We start from the raw sequence: 14,064 nt of genomic DNA, 5'->3' as shown, positions 1-14,064 counted from the left end.
GCTCGGGATCCCCGAGCCCCCGCGGTGGCCGCCAGGCCAGAGAGAGAACGAAAGGAGCTGGCCAACGATGAGCCAGACCGAGATCAGCCGCCGCGCGGTGGCCTACATCAGCATCGGCAACTCCGACGACGAGCTGCCCCAGCGCGAGTGGGCGGACTTCGCCCGGCGCGTCGAGCAGGCCATCGGCATCGCCGCCTCGTACCGGGGCGGCCACATCCACGGCAACTGGCACTCCAAGCCGACCGACCCGTGGCAGAACGCCTGCTGGGCGCTGCAGCTGCCCGTGGACCTGGATGCGATCAGCCGGCTGCGCGCCGACCTGATCCGGCTCGCCGGCGAGTACCGCCAGGACTCGATCGCCTGGGCGCTCGCCGACACCACCACCTTCCTGCGGCCGGAGAAGGCGTGAACAGGCGCAGCTCGAAGGTGGCCCTGTCGGCCACGTTCCTGGCCCTCGCCGCCGCCGTCGGCACCACGATCGCCGGCTGCAGCAGCACCCAGGACACGGCGTACTGCGGTGACGAGCAGCGCACCATCCTGCCGGCCGAGGAGTGCGAGGACGACGACGGCGGCGCCTTCATCTACGTCGGCAGCTACGGCGGCAGCACGTACCGGACCGGTGATCGGCTGCCCAGTGGCGGCCAGAAGGTGGCCGCCGGGAACAGCTCCGGGCGGTCGAACCTCGGCCTGCCGGCGCGCGGCGGCTTCGGCGGCAACGGCGCGAAGGTGAGCAGCGGTGGCTGAGCCGCGCGAGGAGGACATCGAGCGGGTCGCGCAGGCCATCTTCCTCAGCGACTACCCCGGGGACCCGCTGACGAGCGAGCCCGACTTCATGGATGAGTACCGCAACAACGCCCGGGCCGCCCTGCGGGCCCTGGCCGCCGCCGGCCGGCTGCAGGACCCGGAGCTGGACGCTGCCTGCTTCTCGGTCTACCTCCACGGCAACTGGTGGTGGCTGACCAAGAAGATGACCACCGAGGAGCGGGAGGCGTTCGCCGACGCCGCCGACCGACACCGCGCCACCTGGCCCGTCGACGACCAGGGCAGCCCGATGAACCGCTGGTGGCGCGACGACACCCCGACCCTGGTCATCGAGAGGATCGAGCCGTGAGCGACACCCTGATCGACGAGAACGAGGTGCGCCGCTTCGCCGCCTACATCGCCGGACACCCGGACGCCGAGGTGACCGAGCAGCACCTGGCCGCCACCCGGGCGCTGCTCGGCGGCCTGATCGCCGAGGGCCGCTTCGTGCCGGTCGTCGCGCCGAGGCGCCGCCCGGTGGAGCCCCTCGACCTGCGGCGCTGCCCCGGCTGCGGATTCAGCCGCTGCGGGGTCAGCGTCAGCTGCACCGAGTGCGTCAAGCGCAACCCCGCCCGGGCCCACGAGATCCTGGAGGAGGACTACGACATGGCCCGGATCGAGGGCATCGGCGCGTACACCGGCTGGCTGCTGGCCAAGGAGCCGATGTCCACGCGCTGGACCGAGGCCCGCCACGAGGCGTTCCAGTACGCCACGATCGCCGTGTTCAACGCCGGCGTGCGCGCCGGGCTCCAGGCGGCCGACCGATGAGCCTCGATCAGATGCTCCAGGACTTCCGGGCGCACTGGGCGTCCCTGCCCGAGCCGGAGCGCACGGCCGAGGGGCTGTACGGCACCGTGCTGGTGCTCGGCCTCGACATCGAGGTCCGCGAGAGCGACCGGCGGGCCCTGTTCGTCCTCACTGAGGAGCAGCTGCTCGGCCTGATCTGGCAGGCCCGCAAGGACGGGCACGCGCACGATCCGATCGAGTGCGGCTGCGAGCTGACCGCCGCGGACGCGCCGCCTCGGCCACGCTCGGAGATGCCGGCATGAGCGACCCCATGGTCAACGCCAACGCCTACGACCTGTTCGAGTCAATCATCAGCGGCCTGGAGTACGACGAGATGCGAGCCCACCTCCAGCGCGCCACCGGCGAGGAGCCCTCGGAGGAGGACGTGGAAGCGGTGCAAGACGAGTGGCTCGCCGTGCGGCGATACTTCGCCAGGCGCCGCAAGCACTTCGAGAAGCAGGCGCAACAGCGCAATGCCTGACCCGATGCCGGGCCGGTTCTCCCTGAGCCCCCCGCGCGGCGCCGGGCAGAAGCCGCGTGGGCGCCAGCCAGGAGCACGCGGCAACGACAAACGAGGAAGGCGAGAGGGCATGACCGATCGAGTGACCATCGAGCGACCCAACGACGAAACGGTCCACGTCTACGTCGACGGCGACTACGTCGCCGGCGCCACCTACACCGAGCACGGCTGGTCTGGCATGGAGGCCGTGGAGCGGACGGCGCTCGCCGTGGCTCACGCGCTGACCGCGACGGTGCCGCAGGGCGGGATGAAGACGGTGCTTCGGGTCGTGGGCCGAGGGTCGGACGTGACCTGGGAGGGCGTCCTGCCGGTGCTGCCGGAGGGCAGCCTGGTCGCCCTGCCCGAGGTGGCCGCCGCGCGAGTTGTTTCCAGCATGATCAGCTTCTCGGCGGACGGGTTCGCCGAGCAGCACCTGTCCTGCCAGTGACCACCCTGCCGACCGAGCCGGTGGTGCTGGCGATCGTCGGCAGCACCACGTTCGTCGACCTGAGCGCGCTCGCCGCCGCCGAGGAGATCATCGAGGGCGTGTTCGCGCGCCGGCGGCCGGACCTGGTCGTGTCGGGCGGCGCCGAGGGGATCGACTCCCTCGGCGTCGCCCTGGCCAAGAAGCACGGCATCCCGCACCGGGAGCACCTGCCGACGGTGCGGCAATGGAATGGCCCGGGCGGCTTCCAGGAGCGCAACCTGCTCATCGCCGGCGAGTGCACCCGGATCCTGCGGATCGCCTGCCGCTGGTCCAAGACCTACGGCTCGGGCTGGACGACGGACCAGGCGGAGAAGCAGGGCGCGCTCGCGTGGCGGGTGACCCTGCCGCGGACGGTCGAGGCCGGCGCGCTCTGGGTGCCGATGGGGCGGGCGACCGTCGGCGTGGAGGTGCGCGACGGCCGGGTGGTCGCCGCCCCGCCGTACGCCCGGAAGCTGGGCTGGATCGGCCGCGACGTTGACGGGCTCGTCAAGGAGCTGCAGGCGAAGCGCGTCGGCGTACGGTGGCTTCCTGGGGCCTCGTCCGAGGACGAGATCGAGTAAGCAGCTCCGGAAAGCGACCCGAGCGAACTCCCCATTGGCGGTGTCTACAAATGTATACTCACCCTGTGGATGAGGAATACCGCTGGGACGACGACAGCTACGAGGCCCTAGCTGTCAACAAGGTGGCCTGGCAGGACGTCGTCTACGTCCTGCGCTACGCCCACCCCAAGATCCGCCAGCACATCGGCTCCATCCTGCGGATCATCGGACGGGGGCGCGACGCCCAGCTCCTGGCGGTAACCCTCATCGAGGAGAGCGATGACCAGTACCTGGTGGTCACCGCTCGACACCTGACCGGCGATGAAATCACCGATGCCGAGGTACTGCTGAACAGGGGTGCGTCATGAACCGCGAACGCGAGGAAGCACTGAAGCTCTCCCAGGAGCCCATTGATCTAACCGGCGCCACCGTGGAACGAGAGCGGCGCCCCGTCAAGATGTCCTACTCGTTCCGCATCCGCGGCGAGGACGAGGCCCTGGCCATCTGGCTGGAGGATGAAGCCGACCGCCGCGGCATCACCCCGAACGATCTTGTGCGCGAGCTAGCCGAGGAGGCCCGACTCAGGGCGAGCCAGGGGGATCGTGAGGACCGGGTCGTGCCGGTCGGCGAGCTGCATCGACTGATTGACCGGATCGCCCAGAGGTCGGTCGCCGCGTGAGCGGTCGAAGCTGGCCCGAGGTACGCGCCGAGATGGACCTCGACGAGGATCGCGTGGCCGCCTACCGCGCGCAGATGCTCGCCGAGGTCGAAGAATTTCGGCGCGCCGATGAGCCCGACGAACAACAGGACTGACCTGCGAAAACGAGGGGCGGACACCATCCGGTGACCGCCCCTCGACGCATCCCCGTCGATGCCGTGCCCCGAAAAAACCTTGCCCGATTGGCACGTTGCCACCTACCGTCATGAGTGCAAGGTCAACCACCGATCGAGGAGTTCCCCGATGAACGCGCAGCACATCAGCGAGTCGAAGCGGTCCATGCCGCTCGGCTACGTCGTGCTGCCCGCGTGCAACGGACGAGCCTTCGATGAGCAGTGGAACACCCAGACGCTGGGCAGGTGGCGCGGCTAGCGCCCCGCAGAACGCGGAAGCCGCCCACCCAGCACACGGGGTGAGGCGGCTTCTTCCATATCCGGACCAGGAAAAACTTCATAGGGGCGTAGCTCAACTGGTAGAGCACCGGTCTCCAAAACCGGCGGTTGCAGGTTCGAGTCCTGTCGCCCCTGCGCAACGTCCCGGCCTCGGCCGGCTCGGCGATGATCATTGAGAACTACACAGTGGATGGCATGCAACACCCCGGCCGCCGGCAGCTCCTTGTCGGCGGCCGGGCGATGGGGTCGTAGCTCAGTTGGTAGAGCACCGCTTCGGCAGAGCGGAGGCCCAGGGTTCGACTCCCTGCGATTCCACGTGCACGCCCACCAAGCTCAGGGGGTAGAGCGCCGGGCTGAAAACTCGGAGGTTGCCGGTTCGACGCCGGCGGTGGGCACAGGTTCGCCCGACCCGAACTCGCGACGATCCGCCGTGCCAGCGGCGAGGAGGACCGAGAGCGGTAGGGCGGGGGCCGGACTGGCATCCGGCTGGCGCGGTAGCTCAAGTGGCAGAGCACCCCGCTGAGGGGGAGGTTCCGGGTTCGAGTCCCGGTCGGGCACGTTGGCGAGGGGAAGCGCCCGGGCGCGCAACCCGACCCCTCGCCGGCTCCATGGGCCGTTGGAGCAAGCTGGCAGCTCACCTGGTTCTCGCCCAGGAGGTTAGGGGTTCGAGCCCCCTACGGCCTACGCAAGATCAATGCGGTGCTAGCTCATCTGGCAGAGCGGCAGCCTTCCAAGCTGCTGGGCGGGGTTCAAGTCCCCGGCACCGCTCAACGACGAAGGCCGGCAGCGAGTCGCCCCACCACCGGCCTCGTCGACAGTTCTGCACGTCAGGCGGCGGCAAACGCGGGCGGCACCGGCCGGCGCACCCGCTGCCCGTCGTGCTCCCGGTACGCCTCCAGCACCTCGTTGGAGACCCGACCCTTGTCGGACGGCGGCTTCAGGCCCAGAGCCGCGGCGTTCTCCTGCCCCCAGCGGCGAATCTCCGCCAGCTGGGCACGATCCAGGTGCGCAGTGCGGCGACTGGGCGACTCCAGGTGCCGGCGGACGCTGGCGCTGACGACGCGCCGACCAGCAGAGATGAAGGGCTCCAGAGCCTCCTTGAGCGCGTCCTGGTTCTTGGTGCTGAGGTCGACCTCGTACCGCTTGCCCCCGACCTCGAACTCGACGCGGCCGGCACCGCGCTGATCGGTGATGTCCTCACCGGTGATGTCGTCGAACAGCTTGACGATCTCTTGACGAGCCACTTGTCCCCCAGGGATGAGCCAGAGTGAACCACTCCGTACGAGACGGTATGGTGCACAACGTAGCGTCAGCTGAGCAGATCATCAAGACGAGGGCGCCCATTGGAGCAGGTAGCGGCCTCGCGATTCTCAACGCCTGGGGGGAGTGGCGGAGATGCAATCGACTACGCCGCAGCAGAGATGGGCCGCATTCGTGCGGCGCGCGGTCGAGAATGCCAAAACCGACGAGATCACGTCGATCACCCAGATCGTTCAAGGGCACATCGGCCGGAGCACGGTGTTCCGGTGGCAGAACGGCGAATGGGACGACTACCCCGAGATCGGCAAAGTGCGCGCATTCTGTCGCGCCACCGGCGCCGATCTCGACGAGGCGATGGCCACCCTGAGGGGTGGAGGCGAGCCCGGGATCCAGGACGTCGCCCGCTGCCGCCCGCCGCTGATCTGCCCGCACTGCAAGGCCCGCCGACCCGCCGCCCCAGCCGGGCTGCTCGTCGACGACCTCGCCGGCATCGAGGGCCTCGAAGCCACGACGCGGTTCACCCTCCCGCCCGCCTACCACCGGCCGGCCTGGAGCCGCGAGCGTCAGCAATGGGTCTGCCGCGCCTGCGCAGCCGTGGCATGGCCCTGCCTGGTCGCCCAAGCTCACGGCGAGCACGTCGGCCTCGGCGCCATCTGATCCACCCGCCGCCGTAGCTCAGGAGGTAGAGCGCGTCCTTGGTACGGACGAGGCCCGGGGTTCAACTCCCCGCGGCGGCTCCACAACACGAAGGCGCCCGCCGGAGAGCCTCCGAAGAGGAACCCTGCAAGCAGGGCCGGCCGGTCCGGCGGGCGTTCAGCACCATAGCAGCACCCACCATGCGGACGTAGCGCAGCTGGTAGCGCGGCACCTTGCCAAGGTGCAGGTCGCGGGTTCGAACCCCGTCGTCCGCTCTCAACGATCACCGGCCACGAGACGAAAGGAGGCCCGGTGGACGCCGTTCTCGTCCTCAACGCCGACCTGGGACCACTGCACCGGGTCCCCGTACGACACGCGATCCGGATGCTCATGCGCCAGGTCGCCGAGATCCACGAAGCCGAGCCGGACCGGCTGATCGGCGTCTTCCCGATGCCCAAGGTCCTGCGGCTCGTCCGCTACGTCGTCACGAAGTGGCGCTACACCAACGGCCCCGCCTGGTCCAAGGCCGGCGTGCTGCGCCGCGACGGCCACCGGTGCGGGTACTGCCTCGCCCCTGCCACGACCGTCGACCACATCCTGCCCCGCTCGCGCGGCGGTCGGAACAGCTACAAGAACACCGTCAGCGCCTGCTACTCGTGCAACCAGCGCAAGGCGGACCGGACGCCGGCCGAGGCCGGCATGGAGCTGCAGCTGCAGCCGACGGTCCCCACCTGGGCGAGCGCCGTGCAGCGCTGACCGCCGGCCGGCGAGATCGCGACTCGCCGGCCACCCTTCCGGGATCGTCTATTCGGCAAGACGCCGCACTCTGGATGCGGAAAGCGAGGTTCGAATCCTTGTCCCGGAGCGCACGCCGACGTAGCTCAGATGGCCAGAGCAGCGGCCTTGTAACCCGCAGGTCGTGGGTTCGAGTCCCACCGTCGGCTCCGCACGCCAGCGAAGCTCACCAGGCAGAGCGCCCGTTTCGTAATCGGGAGGATGCGGGTTCAACTCCCGCCGCTGGCTCTCGTGCCGCCGTAGCTCAGCGGGAGAGCAACCGCCCCACCGTTCGTCGACGGGTCGACACGTCCGACGGCCAGTGCGTACGACTGGAGGAGGGGCGGGGAGTCGCAGGTTCAAATCCTGCCGGCGGCCACCACGCGCTCGTGGTGGAAATGGTAGTCACGCCGGTTTCAGAAACCGGTGCCGAGAGGCGTGGGGGTTCGACTCCCTCCGAGCGCACGCAGCAACAACCTGGGGTCGTAGCTCAGACGGTAGAGCGCGGGTTTCGCAATCCCGAGGCCGGCGGTTCGACTCCGCCCGATTCCACTGCCCAGTCCGGCCAGCTCGTGGCCGCAGGATCGCTGATGCGCGACAGGCGGTCCAGACGCGAGATCGAGCCCCTGCGGGGAAGCCGAGCCGGCTGGGAGGTCGCGCGCCAAGGTGTCGTAGCTCAGATGGTTAGAGCGCTGCCCTGTCACGGCAGAGGTCGCGGGTTCGAGTCCCGTCGGCGCCGCGCAGCAAGAACATGGAGAGGTGGCCGAGTCTGGCCGATGGCGCCGCGTTGCTAGCGCGGAGCGGGTGAAACCGCCGGGGGTTCGAATCCCTCCCTCTCCGCCAGGTCGTCGTGGCCAAGCTGGTGAAGGCACCGAGCTGATAACTCGGAGATGCGGTGGTTCGAGCCCACCCGACGACACCATGCCCCCGTGGCTCAGCGGATAGAGCACTGGATTACGGATCCAGGGGTCGCAGGTTCGAATCCTGCCGGGGGCGCGCATCAGGACGTGGCGCAGTGGGTAGCGCGCCGGCTCGGGGGGCCGGAGGCCGCCGGTTCGAGCCCGGCCGTCCTGACCAGCGGGTAGTGGCGCAGCTTGGTAGCGCGCCCGGTTCGGGACCGGGAGGTTCGCAGGTTCAAATCCTGTCTACCCGACGTTGATCCGCAAGGCCCGGGTGCCGCCGGGCATGTCAGCCCTGGCTGGGGTTACCCGGGGGCGGTGGGTGTTGCCGGGGTTCGACTCCCCGGACGTCGCTGTGGCGGTGACGTGGCCGGGCCAGCCGACGGGTCACAGCCTGGAGAGACCAGCCGACAGCTGGCGACGGCCACCGCCTCGAAAGCGGTTGGGGTGAAACAGCCCGTAGGAGTTCAACCCTCCTTCTCTCCGCCAAGCCTCCGTAGCTCAGAGGAAGAGCAGCCGGCTCTTAACCGGCGGGTCGGGATGTCGGAATTCCCCGGGGGCACCATGCGCCGGTAGCTCAGAGGCCAGAGCTGCGGACTCTTAATCCGAAAGTCGCGGGTTCGACTCCCGCTCGGCGCACCACATGCCCCGCTAGCTCAGAGGACAGAGCACCGCCCTCCTAAGGCGGGTGTCGCTGGTTCGATCCCAGCGCGGGGCGCTTGCGGAGTAGAGCAGCTCGGAGTGCTCGCTGGGCTCATAACCCAGAGGTCGCTGGTTCAAATCCAGCCTCCGCTACCAACTACCTGGTTGGGCTCGGCGTGGGCAGTGGCGTCGCCGGCAGCTGGTTCGGCCGGCCGAGGCAGCCGTTGATGAACGACAGCTTGCGCAGCTCGGCGAAGGCGGTGTCCGGCTTCTGGTCCTTGGTCCAGCGGTTAACCCGCTCATCGTCGGCGCCCACGCGGTGGAAGGCGTCCTCGCACATGGTCTCGTTGGTCAGCGCGGTGCCCGACCTGCTCAGCTCCGCCCGGACGCGCTCGCCCTGCCGGTACACCGCGTTAATCGAGTCCACGCGGTCGTGGAACTGGTCCTCGTCGAAGATGTCGCCGAGCTTGCCGGAGCTGATGACCGCCACGGCGACGAGCACGACGACGGCCGCCATGCCGAGGCCGAAGCCGAGTCCGAAGGTCCTGCCAATCGCGTCGAGGAAGACGTCGAAGCGGTCGTGGGGTGGGGGCGCGGCCGGAGCGGCGGGGGAGGACTCGTCGACGGTGGCAGCAGGCTCGGTCACGACGAGTAGCGTACCGATCGCGGACCACAGTGGCCAGACGCTGCAAGCCCTCCTTGAACCGCCTCCCGCCGCAGCTCAGTCGGGTATCCGACGGACCTACCTGAGGCTGTGCACCTTGGCGTTCGGGATGGCGTTGGCGAGGTGCTCCACGACGCCGGCGACGGCCTGACTGGAGTCCATCGTTCGGTCGGCGACGGCGTCGAAGCCGAGCAGCAGCTCGTCGTGCTGGCTGGCGGACTGCCGCCGGCTGACGTACGAGGCGGCGATGACGGCCCAGACCGCGGCGAGGACGGTGGCGAAGCCGATCCAGACCGCGTGAACGACCGTGACGTGCTCGTCGCGCCACTGCACGACAGCCCACGCGAGCCCCATCCAGCTCGCCGGCGCGGCGATCGTGGCACCGATGAGCAGCCCCTTGTGCCACGAGCCGGGGCCGTGGTGGTCGCGGTCCTCGCGCTCCTTGGCGGCGGCGGCGCGGGCCCGCCCGATGGCCTCGGTGATGGGCTGGGTGCTGATCGAGGCGGCGGCGCTCCCGTTGCGGGATCCGTTGGCGCGGGTAACAAAACTCGGCATCGCTTCCCCCAAGCGCTCATGCCCCCGGGTGGCCCCTCCACCGCAGGAGCGATCTTCGCTGTCGATCTCTGCTCCCTACCCAGATGGGCAACGAGTAAGACACTTTAAGTTACAAATGAATTTGCCTCGACCTGGCGCTGGTCAGGCTGGCCGACATGCCCCGGTAGCTCAGCGGGAGAGCGCCTGCTCGACAAGCAGGAGGCCGCTGGTTCGACACCAGCTCGGGGCACGCATGGAGCCGTCGACTAACTGGCAGGTCGCCGCCCTTTCAAGGCGGATCGTGCGGGTTCGATCCCCGTCGGCTCTACTTCGCGGCGCTGCGAGCGCTGCGCTCATTCCGGTGTCGCCCAGCGGTAGGGCAGCGGACTGTTAATCCGTACAGGCGTTGGTTCGAATCCAGCCACCGGAGCGATGGAGGGGTCCCGGCGGTCACGGGAGCGGCGTTGGAAGCGTCGCAGGGGGTGAAGAGCCTCCTCGTGGGTTCGAATCCCACCCCTTCCGCGCATGCCCGCGTAGCTCAGCGGAATGAGCGCTCCGTTCACACCGGAGAGGGCCCGGGTTCGATCCCCGGCGCGGGCACGGTGGCTGTAGCGCAGCGGTCTAGCGCACCGGGTTGTGGCCCCGGGGGCGGCGGTTCGAATCCGCCCAGTCACACCATGTGCGTCGTGGGCGGCGGCACGCCCCCCGGACTGTAAATCCGGCGCTTTCGAGCAGACCTGGGTCGGCACCAGGGGCGCACACCATGCCCTCGTAGCTCAGCGGAGAGAGCACCAGGTTCCGAGCCTGGGGGTCGCAGGTTCGATTCCTGCCGGGGGCGCTCACGGTCGTGTGCCCGAGTGGTGAGGGAGCGGTCTGCAAAACCGCGTACGCCGGTTCGAATCCGGTCACGGCCTCGATGCCATCCACTGTGTCTCCCCGGGATGGGCTGGGCCCACGTGCTGCTCATGACGGCGCTCTCCTCGGTTCGACTCCGAGTTCCGGGACGTGGGGTGCCCCGCTGGTTCGACGAGCGGCGCGCACGGTACTAGCTTCCAGGTGTCGGCTGAAGTTCTGCGGCGGAACCTCTGGCTCTCGCTTTCCGGATGGGCGCCGGTTCGAATCCGGCCAGCTGACCAACCTGGGGAGCCGGGGGCGCGCGAGTCGCGCCCCCGGCTCTTCTTCATCCCCAACCCAGGAGGCCCTCGTGTCGAAGTGGAAGATCCTGCAGGAGCTGTACGCCGGCCTCGACGCGCGCATGCGCCCCGAGGACGTGGCGCGGCTGATCCTGTCCGGCTTCGGCGACGAGCTGAGCCGGCACGAGGAGCGCCTGCTGAGCGACGTGGTGCAGGCCTCGCGGGCCCGCTACTGGGGCTCGCTGATGTCGGCGGACTTCGCGCGGCCGGTCGGCGCGCACCACCAGGTGGAGGTGCTGCTGCGGCTGACCGAGTCGTGGTCGACAACGGTTGACGCCGCCGACCCGCGGCAGGTGCGTGAGCTGATCGCCCGCGCGGCGGACCCGGTCGACTGGCAGCCGGGGGACAAGTTCAAGCACCGCATGACCCGGGCCGAGCTGAAGGGCGCCGGGCTGGACCTGTCGAAGCGGCAGTACAACCGCCTGCTGCGGCACCTGGCGCGGATGCACGACAAGGTCGAGCGACTGGACCGGCAGACGCGCGAGCGCGAGCTACTGATCGTCGGTCGCAACGGCCTGGTCGCCGACATCAGCTTCGAGCAGTTCACCGGCGACCCGGCCGCGGCCTGCTTCGTGGCCTACTACACGGCGCGCCGCAACGTGCGCCGCCAGTTCACCCTCGACGGCCGGACCAACCCGTTCGACGAGGTGGCGCAGATGCTGCTGCGCCGGTGCGTGCGCAACGGCGACGAGACGAACTGGTGGATGATCTCGCGGGTCCACTCGAAGCCGGAGATCGTCAAGCAGCTGTCGCCGGCGGAGCAGGGTGAGCTGATGGGCCGCTGGTCGGCGCTGATGCGCTCGGCCGCCGGCATCCTGCAGGGGGCGTGGAGCGACGAGGTGGACCGCCTGACTATGGTGGTGCGCCGGGGCGTCGACTCGTCGACCTGGAACACCGTCGCGCAGGCCTACAACACCGCGCGGGACGGCTGGATGAACACCGTCTACGCCTGCGGGGCTGAGGAGCTGCTCGACGTCCTGTGTCCGGGAAAGGTCATGCGGGTCATGGCCGCCGACCTGGTCTACTGGCACACCTCGTCGGGCTCGCAGATCGACCCGAACACCGAGGTCTGGGCGATCCTCCCGCTGCCCTGGGAGATCATCGCCGGCAAGGCGACGTGCACCCGGCAGACGGTGGCGCTGGCCTGCGAGGCCGCCGGCATCGACCCGGAGCTGTCCGGCTGGACGGCGCCGCGCGCCCGCGGCGCGGTCGCGAAGTTCGAGCCGACGCCGGAGCTGGTGCACGGGGTGACCGTGGCCGATCCGGTGTGGGGGGAGCTGTTGCGCCGCGCCGGCGCGTTCTCCGGCAAGGAGATCAAGGCCGGGTACGCCGGCGACATCGCGCACGGCCTGGCCGGCGGCGTGGTCACCAGCGACCTGCCCGGCAAGAAGATGGCGGGGTGACCCGCCGCGTGGCACCGGCCGGCGAGAGCCGCTAACGTCGTCGCGTCAGCTGGTCGCACCAGTGGTGTCGGCCGTGCACGAGGAAGGCCCCCGGGTTCACCACCCCGGGGGCCTTCCTCGTTGCGCCGCCTACATGATGTTGTGGCTCGACTCGGTCTCGCCGGCGTACCGCAGCGCCTTGGCCAGCTGGTCGACGTCGAGGGTGGCCAGGTAGTCGGAGATCAGGGAGCGCACGCTGTCGATGACGGCGGGCAGGCGCTCGGGAGCGAAGTCCGCCGGCGGGATGACGGCCCGGAAGCGGGAGTCGTTGACCGCGCTGGCCACCAGCCGCTCCGCGACCCACACCGGGCTTCGCTCCTTGAGCACGAACGTCATGTGCACGCTGGTCTGCGTCGAGCGGCGCGAGTGCGGGTTGTGCACCCACCCGCGCGGCAGCACCAGGACGTCGCCCGGCTGCAGCTCGAACTCCATCTCCGGACCCTGCTCCCGCCACTGCTTCACCCACTCGCCGTCCCACGTCTGGGTCGACATGGCGTGGTCGCGGTGCGGGGAGTCCACCCGCGGCTTCCACAGCTCCCAGGTCTTCGTGCCGTCGAGCTGCACGATGATGCCGAGGTTCTGGTCCCAGTGGTAGTCCAGGCCCTGCGTGCCGGGCGGGGTGATGAACGACGTGGCGTACGTCGGGCAGCAGGTCTCGGTCTGGATCGCCGTGCAGATCGCGGCCAGCGGGGGCCACCACCGGTCCATCTCCCGCAGCTGAATGGTGCAGCCCTGGTCGAGCAGGAGCTGAACGGACGCCGGCGAGACCCGGTCGTCGACGGTGAAGCGGGCCGGGTGCAGGCCCGCCCCCTGATGGTAGATGTGGACGTAGCCGGCGGGCCCGCAGCCGGCGTCGAGGAACCCTCGGACGGCCCGGGGTGTGATGATGCGCGCGATCGGGCTGTCGTCGGGCAGCCGCACGGTGTACGGGCGGTCGGGCCAGCGCTGCAGCGCGGCGGCGGCGTTGTCGGCTCCGATGAGCATTTCCAAGGACATGGCGTCTCCCAAGCAGGTCAGGGCGGCGGGAGGGGGCACGGCGTGCGCGTGTGGTGCCGATGCGGGCAGCAGATCACCGCGTACACGACGACGCGGTTGGCGCTGATGCTGGTGGTGTAGTGCCACAGGGCGTCGGCGCCCCCCAGTAGGCCGTCGCGGGTGTGCTTCAGCCGCGTGGCCTTGTCGGGGTAGTTGAGCGTCGGGTCGTGCGGGTGCTGGTCGTGCAGGCCGGCGAGCCAGTCGAGGGCGTCTTCGACTCGCGTCCAGGTCCGCTCGCGGCTGGCCTGCGAGCGGCGCAGCAGGTAGTTCCCGGTCTCCAGCGGAGGCACCGTCGTGGTGTCCCAGTCCTCGCGAGGTCTGCGGAGCGCGTCGTTCTTCATCTCGAAGACCTCGTGGCCCCCTTGCCACGGCCCGAATCCATGCCAGTGCATCACTGCGGTCACGCGTTACCCCCTGAGTGGAGCTGGCCGCGTGCGGGCGCACGCGGCCAGCTCGGACGGATCAGATCTTGCCGGCGCCGTAGTCGGCGACGAAGGCGTCCAGCTCGTGCCGCTCGAAGATCAGCCGCGGCGAGTCCGCGCCCAGCTTCGAGTCGCCCAGGACGACGGCGTTCGGCCGGTCCGGCAGGACGGCCGCGGCGACGCAGGACTCCATGTTGAGGTTGTGGATCCCTCCCCCGCAGATCTTCTGCAGGGGCACGTTGGCGACCTCGTCGCTGCCGTACAGGTCGACGATCTCCATGGCTTAAGCTCCTTCCGGGTGGTGCCGCTGTGCGGGGATTCGGTCCCCGCGCCGTGGTGCA

20 protein-coding genes, 32 tRNA genes and 1 pseudogene are annotated in these 14,064 nt (G+C 69.7%); 47 read left to right on the top strand and 6 right to left on the bottom strand.

What is annotated here, in order from left to right:
* Positions 1–67 precede the first annotated feature (67 nt).
* The 16 genes from HUW36_RS01735 to HUW36_RS01665 all read left to right on the top strand — a co-directional run bounded on the left by HUW36_RS01735 (position 68) and on the right by HUW36_RS01665 (position 4,990).
* Positions 68–409 (top strand): hypothetical protein, encoded by a 342-nt coding sequence (locus tag HUW36_RS01735; RefSeq protein ID WP_174526432.1) that lies wholly within the window; start codon positions 68–70, stop codon positions 407–409.
* Positions 406–744, top strand: a complete 339-nt coding sequence (locus HUW36_RS01730) for a hypothetical protein (protein ID WP_174526431.1) — start codon at positions 406–408, stop codon at positions 742–744. Before HUW36_RS01735 ends, HUW36_RS01730 begins: the two co-directional genes overlap by 4 nt.
* Positions 737–1,111, top strand: coding sequence for a hypothetical protein (locus HUW36_RS01725; protein ID WP_174526430.1), 375 nt, complete (start codon positions 737–739; stop codon positions 1,109–1,111). Before HUW36_RS01730 ends, HUW36_RS01725 begins: the two co-directional genes overlap by 8 nt.
* A complete protein-coding gene (locus HUW36_RS01720; protein ID WP_174526429.1) occupies positions 1,108–1,569 on the top strand; it encodes a hypothetical protein in 462 nt (153 codons plus the stop codon). The genes HUW36_RS01725 and HUW36_RS01720 overlap by 4 nt, the downstream gene beginning before the upstream one ends.
* A complete protein-coding gene (locus HUW36_RS01715; protein ID WP_174526428.1) occupies positions 1,566–1,850 on the top strand; it encodes a hypothetical protein in 285 nt (94 codons plus the stop codon). Before HUW36_RS01720 ends, HUW36_RS01715 begins: the two co-directional genes overlap by 4 nt.
* A complete protein-coding gene (locus HUW36_RS01710; RefSeq protein WP_174526427.1) occupies positions 1,847–2,068 on the top strand; it encodes a hypothetical protein in 222 nt (73 codons plus the stop codon). Before HUW36_RS01715 ends, HUW36_RS01710 begins: the two co-directional genes overlap by 4 nt.
* 109 nt (positions 2,069–2,177) lie before the next feature.
* Positions 2,178–2,534 (top strand): hypothetical protein, encoded by a 357-nt coding sequence (locus tag HUW36_RS01705; RefSeq protein WP_174526426.1) that lies wholly within the window; start codon positions 2,178–2,180, stop codon positions 2,532–2,534.
* Positions 2,531–3,133, top strand: a complete 603-nt coding sequence (locus HUW36_RS01700; RefSeq protein WP_174526425.1) for a hypothetical protein — start codon at positions 2,531–2,533, stop codon at positions 3,131–3,133. Before HUW36_RS01705 ends, HUW36_RS01700 begins: the two co-directional genes overlap by 4 nt.
* A 65-nt stretch (positions 3,134–3,198) precedes the next feature.
* Positions 3,199–3,480 carry a hypothetical protein gene (locus HUW36_RS01695; protein WP_174526424.1) on the top strand — a complete coding sequence of 94 codons (282 nt, stop codon included), beginning with the start codon at positions 3,199–3,201 and terminating at the stop codon, positions 3,478–3,480.
* A complete protein-coding gene (locus HUW36_RS01690; RefSeq protein WP_174526423.1) occupies positions 3,477–3,791 on the top strand; it encodes a hypothetical protein in 315 nt (104 codons plus the stop codon). Before HUW36_RS01695 ends, HUW36_RS01690 begins: the two co-directional genes overlap by 4 nt.
* A gap of 282 nt (positions 3,792–4,073) precedes the next feature.
* Positions 4,074–4,202, top strand: a complete 129-nt coding sequence (locus tag HUW36_RS34825; RefSeq protein WP_281357487.1) for a hypothetical protein — start codon at positions 4,074–4,076, stop codon at positions 4,200–4,202.
* 82 nt (positions 4,203–4,284) lie between these two features.
* Positions 4,285–4,357 (top strand) — tRNA-Trp (locus tag HUW36_RS01685).
* A gap of 107 nt (positions 4,358–4,464) precedes the next feature.
* A tRNA-Ala gene (locus tag HUW36_RS01680) sits at positions 4,465–4,537 on the top strand.
* A 7-nt stretch (positions 4,538–4,544) separates the two neighbouring features.
* Positions 4,545–4,617 (top strand) — tRNA-Phe (locus HUW36_RS01675).
* 215 nt (positions 4,618–4,832) lie between these two features.
* Positions 4,833–4,906 (top strand) — tRNA-Glu (locus tag HUW36_RS01670).
* 12 nt (positions 4,907–4,918) lie between these two features.
* Positions 4,919–4,990: transfer RNA gene (locus HUW36_RS01665), tRNA-Gly, on the top strand.
* A 59-nt stretch (positions 4,991–5,049) separates the two neighbouring features.
* On the opposite strand, the gene HUW36_RS01660 is transcribed toward HUW36_RS01665, so the two are convergent.
* Complete coding sequence (locus HUW36_RS01660; protein WP_174526422.1) at positions 5,050–5,466, bottom strand: histone-like nucleoid-structuring protein Lsr2; 417 nt, start codon at positions 5,464–5,466, stop codon at positions 5,050–5,052.
* Positions 5,467–5,617: 151 nt separating this feature from the next.
* Here HUW36_RS01660 and HUW36_RS01655 point away from each other — a divergent pair, with 151 nt between their 5' ends.
* The 21 genes from HUW36_RS01655 to HUW36_RS01555 all read left to right on the top strand — a co-directional run bounded on the left by HUW36_RS01655 (position 5,618) and on the right by HUW36_RS01555 (position 8,589).
* On the top strand, positions 5,618–6,139 hold the full coding sequence (locus tag HUW36_RS01655) for a hypothetical protein (RefSeq protein WP_174526421.1): 522 nt from the start codon (positions 5,618–5,620) through the stop codon (positions 6,137–6,139).
* A 7-nt stretch (positions 6,140–6,146) separates the two neighbouring features.
* Positions 6,147–6,222: transfer RNA gene (locus HUW36_RS01650), tRNA-Thr, on the top strand.
* A gap of 98 nt (positions 6,223–6,320) precedes the next feature.
* A tRNA-Gly gene (locus tag HUW36_RS01645) sits at positions 6,321–6,393 on the top strand.
* Positions 6,394–6,430: 37 nt separating this feature from the next.
* The gene (locus HUW36_RS01640) at positions 6,431–6,874 is read left to right on the top strand and encodes an HNH endonuclease (protein WP_174526420.1); all 444 of its coding nucleotides are present in this window, start codon (positions 6,431–6,433) and stop codon (positions 6,872–6,874) included.
* 37 nt (positions 6,875–6,911) lie between these two features.
* Positions 6,912–6,983: transfer RNA gene (locus tag HUW36_RS01635), tRNA-Gln, on the top strand.
* 5 nt (positions 6,984–6,988) lie between these two features.
* Positions 6,989–7,062: transfer RNA gene (locus HUW36_RS01630), tRNA-Thr, on the top strand.
* 6 nt (positions 7,063–7,068) lie between these two features.
* A tRNA-Thr gene (locus HUW36_RS01625) sits at positions 7,069–7,141 on the top strand.
* Between the two features lie 5 nt (positions 7,142–7,146).
* Positions 7,147–7,270: transfer RNA gene (locus HUW36_RS01620), tRNA-OTHER, on the top strand.
* A gap of 5 nt (positions 7,271–7,275) precedes the next feature.
* Positions 7,276–7,357 (top strand) — tRNA-Leu (locus HUW36_RS01615).
* 14 nt (positions 7,358–7,371) lie between these two features.
* Positions 7,372–7,444 (top strand) — tRNA-Ala (locus HUW36_RS01610).
* A gap of 113 nt (positions 7,445–7,557) precedes the next feature.
* Positions 7,558–7,631 (top strand) — tRNA-Asp (locus HUW36_RS01605).
* A 14-nt stretch (positions 7,632–7,645) separates the two neighbouring features.
* Positions 7,646–7,735: transfer RNA gene (locus HUW36_RS01600), tRNA-Ser, on the top strand.
* A 1-nt stretch (position 7,736) separates the two neighbouring features.
* A tRNA-Ile gene (locus HUW36_RS01595) sits at positions 7,737–7,814 on the top strand.
* Between the two features lies 1 nt (position 7,815).
* Positions 7,816–7,888, top strand: a tRNA-Arg gene (locus HUW36_RS01590).
* Between the two features lie 5 nt (positions 7,889–7,893).
* Positions 7,894–7,969 (top strand) — tRNA-Pro (locus tag HUW36_RS01585).
* A 1-nt stretch (position 7,970) separates the two neighbouring features.
* Positions 7,971–8,045 (top strand) — tRNA-Pro (locus HUW36_RS01580).
* 142 nt (positions 8,046–8,187) lie between these two features.
* Positions 8,188–8,280: transfer RNA gene (locus tag HUW36_RS01575), tRNA-Ser, on the top strand.
* Between the two features lies 1 nt (position 8,281).
* Positions 8,282–8,356, top strand: a tRNA-Lys gene (locus HUW36_RS01570).
* A gap of 1 nt (position 8,357) precedes the next feature.
* Positions 8,358–8,433: transfer RNA gene (locus HUW36_RS01565), tRNA-Lys, on the top strand.
* 3 nt (positions 8,434–8,436) lie between these two features.
* Positions 8,437–8,509, top strand: a tRNA-Arg gene (locus HUW36_RS01560).
* A gap of 2 nt (positions 8,510–8,511) precedes the next feature.
* Positions 8,512–8,589, top strand: a tRNA-Met gene (locus HUW36_RS01555).
* 1 nt (position 8,590) lies between these two features.
* On the opposite strand, the gene HUW36_RS01550 is transcribed toward HUW36_RS01555, so the two are convergent.
* Together HUW36_RS01550 and HUW36_RS01545 are read right to left on the bottom strand one after the other, a co-directional pair.
* Entirely contained in the window at positions 8,591–9,079 is a 489-nt protein-coding gene (locus HUW36_RS01550; RefSeq protein ID WP_174526419.1) for a hypothetical protein, read from the bottom strand.
* Between the two features lie 96 nt (positions 9,080–9,175).
* Entirely contained in the window at positions 9,176–9,652 is a 477-nt protein-coding gene (locus HUW36_RS01545; protein ID WP_174526418.1) for a hypothetical protein, read from the bottom strand.
* Between the two features lie 157 nt (positions 9,653–9,809).
* On the opposite strand from HUW36_RS01545, the gene HUW36_RS01540 reads away from it, so the two are divergent.
* From HUW36_RS01540 to HUW36_RS01495, 10 genes and pseudogenes are all read left to right on the top strand, one after another.
* Positions 9,810–9,881 (top strand) — tRNA-Val (locus tag HUW36_RS01540).
* 5 nt (positions 9,882–9,886) lie between these two features.
* A tRNA-Glu gene (locus tag HUW36_RS01535) sits at positions 9,887–9,959 on the top strand.
* Between the two features lie 29 nt (positions 9,960–9,988).
* A tRNA-Asn gene (locus tag HUW36_RS01530) sits at positions 9,989–10,061 on the top strand.
* A gap of 4 nt (positions 10,062–10,065) precedes the next feature.
* Positions 10,066–10,153 (top strand) — tRNA-Ser (locus HUW36_RS01525).
* A gap of 5 nt (positions 10,154–10,158) precedes the next feature.
* A tRNA-Val gene (locus HUW36_RS01520) sits at positions 10,159–10,231 on the top strand.
* Between the two features lie 2 nt (positions 10,232–10,233).
* Positions 10,234–10,309, top strand: a tRNA-His gene (locus HUW36_RS01515).
* A gap of 87 nt (positions 10,310–10,396) precedes the next feature.
* Positions 10,397–10,469: transfer RNA gene (locus tag HUW36_RS01510), tRNA-Arg, on the top strand.
* Positions 10,470–10,474: 5 nt separating this feature from the next.
* Positions 10,475–10,545 (top strand) — tRNA-Cys (locus HUW36_RS01505).
* Between the two features lie 145 nt (positions 10,546–10,690).
* Positions 10,691–10,765: pseudogene (locus tag HUW36_RS01500) on the top strand.
* Between the two features lie 70 nt (positions 10,766–10,835).
* Entirely contained in the window at positions 10,836–12,227 is a 1,392-nt protein-coding gene (locus tag HUW36_RS01495) for a hypothetical protein (RefSeq protein WP_174526417.1), read from the top strand.
* Positions 12,228–12,356: 129 nt separating this feature from the next.
* On the opposite strand, the gene HUW36_RS01490 is transcribed toward HUW36_RS01495, so the two are convergent.
* From HUW36_RS01490 to HUW36_RS01480, 3 genes are read right to left on the bottom strand one after another with little or no spacing between them, the layout of a single operon-like run.
* On the bottom strand, positions 12,357–13,262 hold the full coding sequence (locus tag HUW36_RS01490) for a cupin domain-containing protein (RefSeq protein ID WP_246247783.1): 906 nt from the start codon (positions 13,260–13,262) through the stop codon (positions 12,357–12,359).
* A gap of 17 nt (positions 13,263–13,279) precedes the next feature.
* Positions 13,280–13,705 carry a hypothetical protein gene (locus HUW36_RS01485; RefSeq protein ID WP_174526416.1) on the bottom strand — a complete coding sequence of 142 codons (426 nt, stop codon included), beginning with the start codon at positions 13,703–13,705 and terminating at the stop codon, positions 13,280–13,282.
* Positions 13,706–13,763: 58 nt separating this feature from the next.
* Complete coding sequence (locus HUW36_RS01480) at positions 13,764–14,003, bottom strand: DUF397 domain-containing protein (protein ID WP_174526415.1); 240 nt, start codon at positions 14,001–14,003, stop codon at positions 13,764–13,766.
* Positions 14,004–14,064 lie beyond the last annotated feature (61 nt).

This window comes from Micromonospora maritima, from assembly GCF_902825405.1.
In the GTDB taxonomy this organism is placed as follows: Bacteria; Actinomycetota; Actinomycetes; order Mycobacteriales; family Micromonosporaceae; genus Micromonospora; species Micromonospora maritima.
This window is presented reverse-complemented; position numbering and strand designations above follow the sequence as displayed.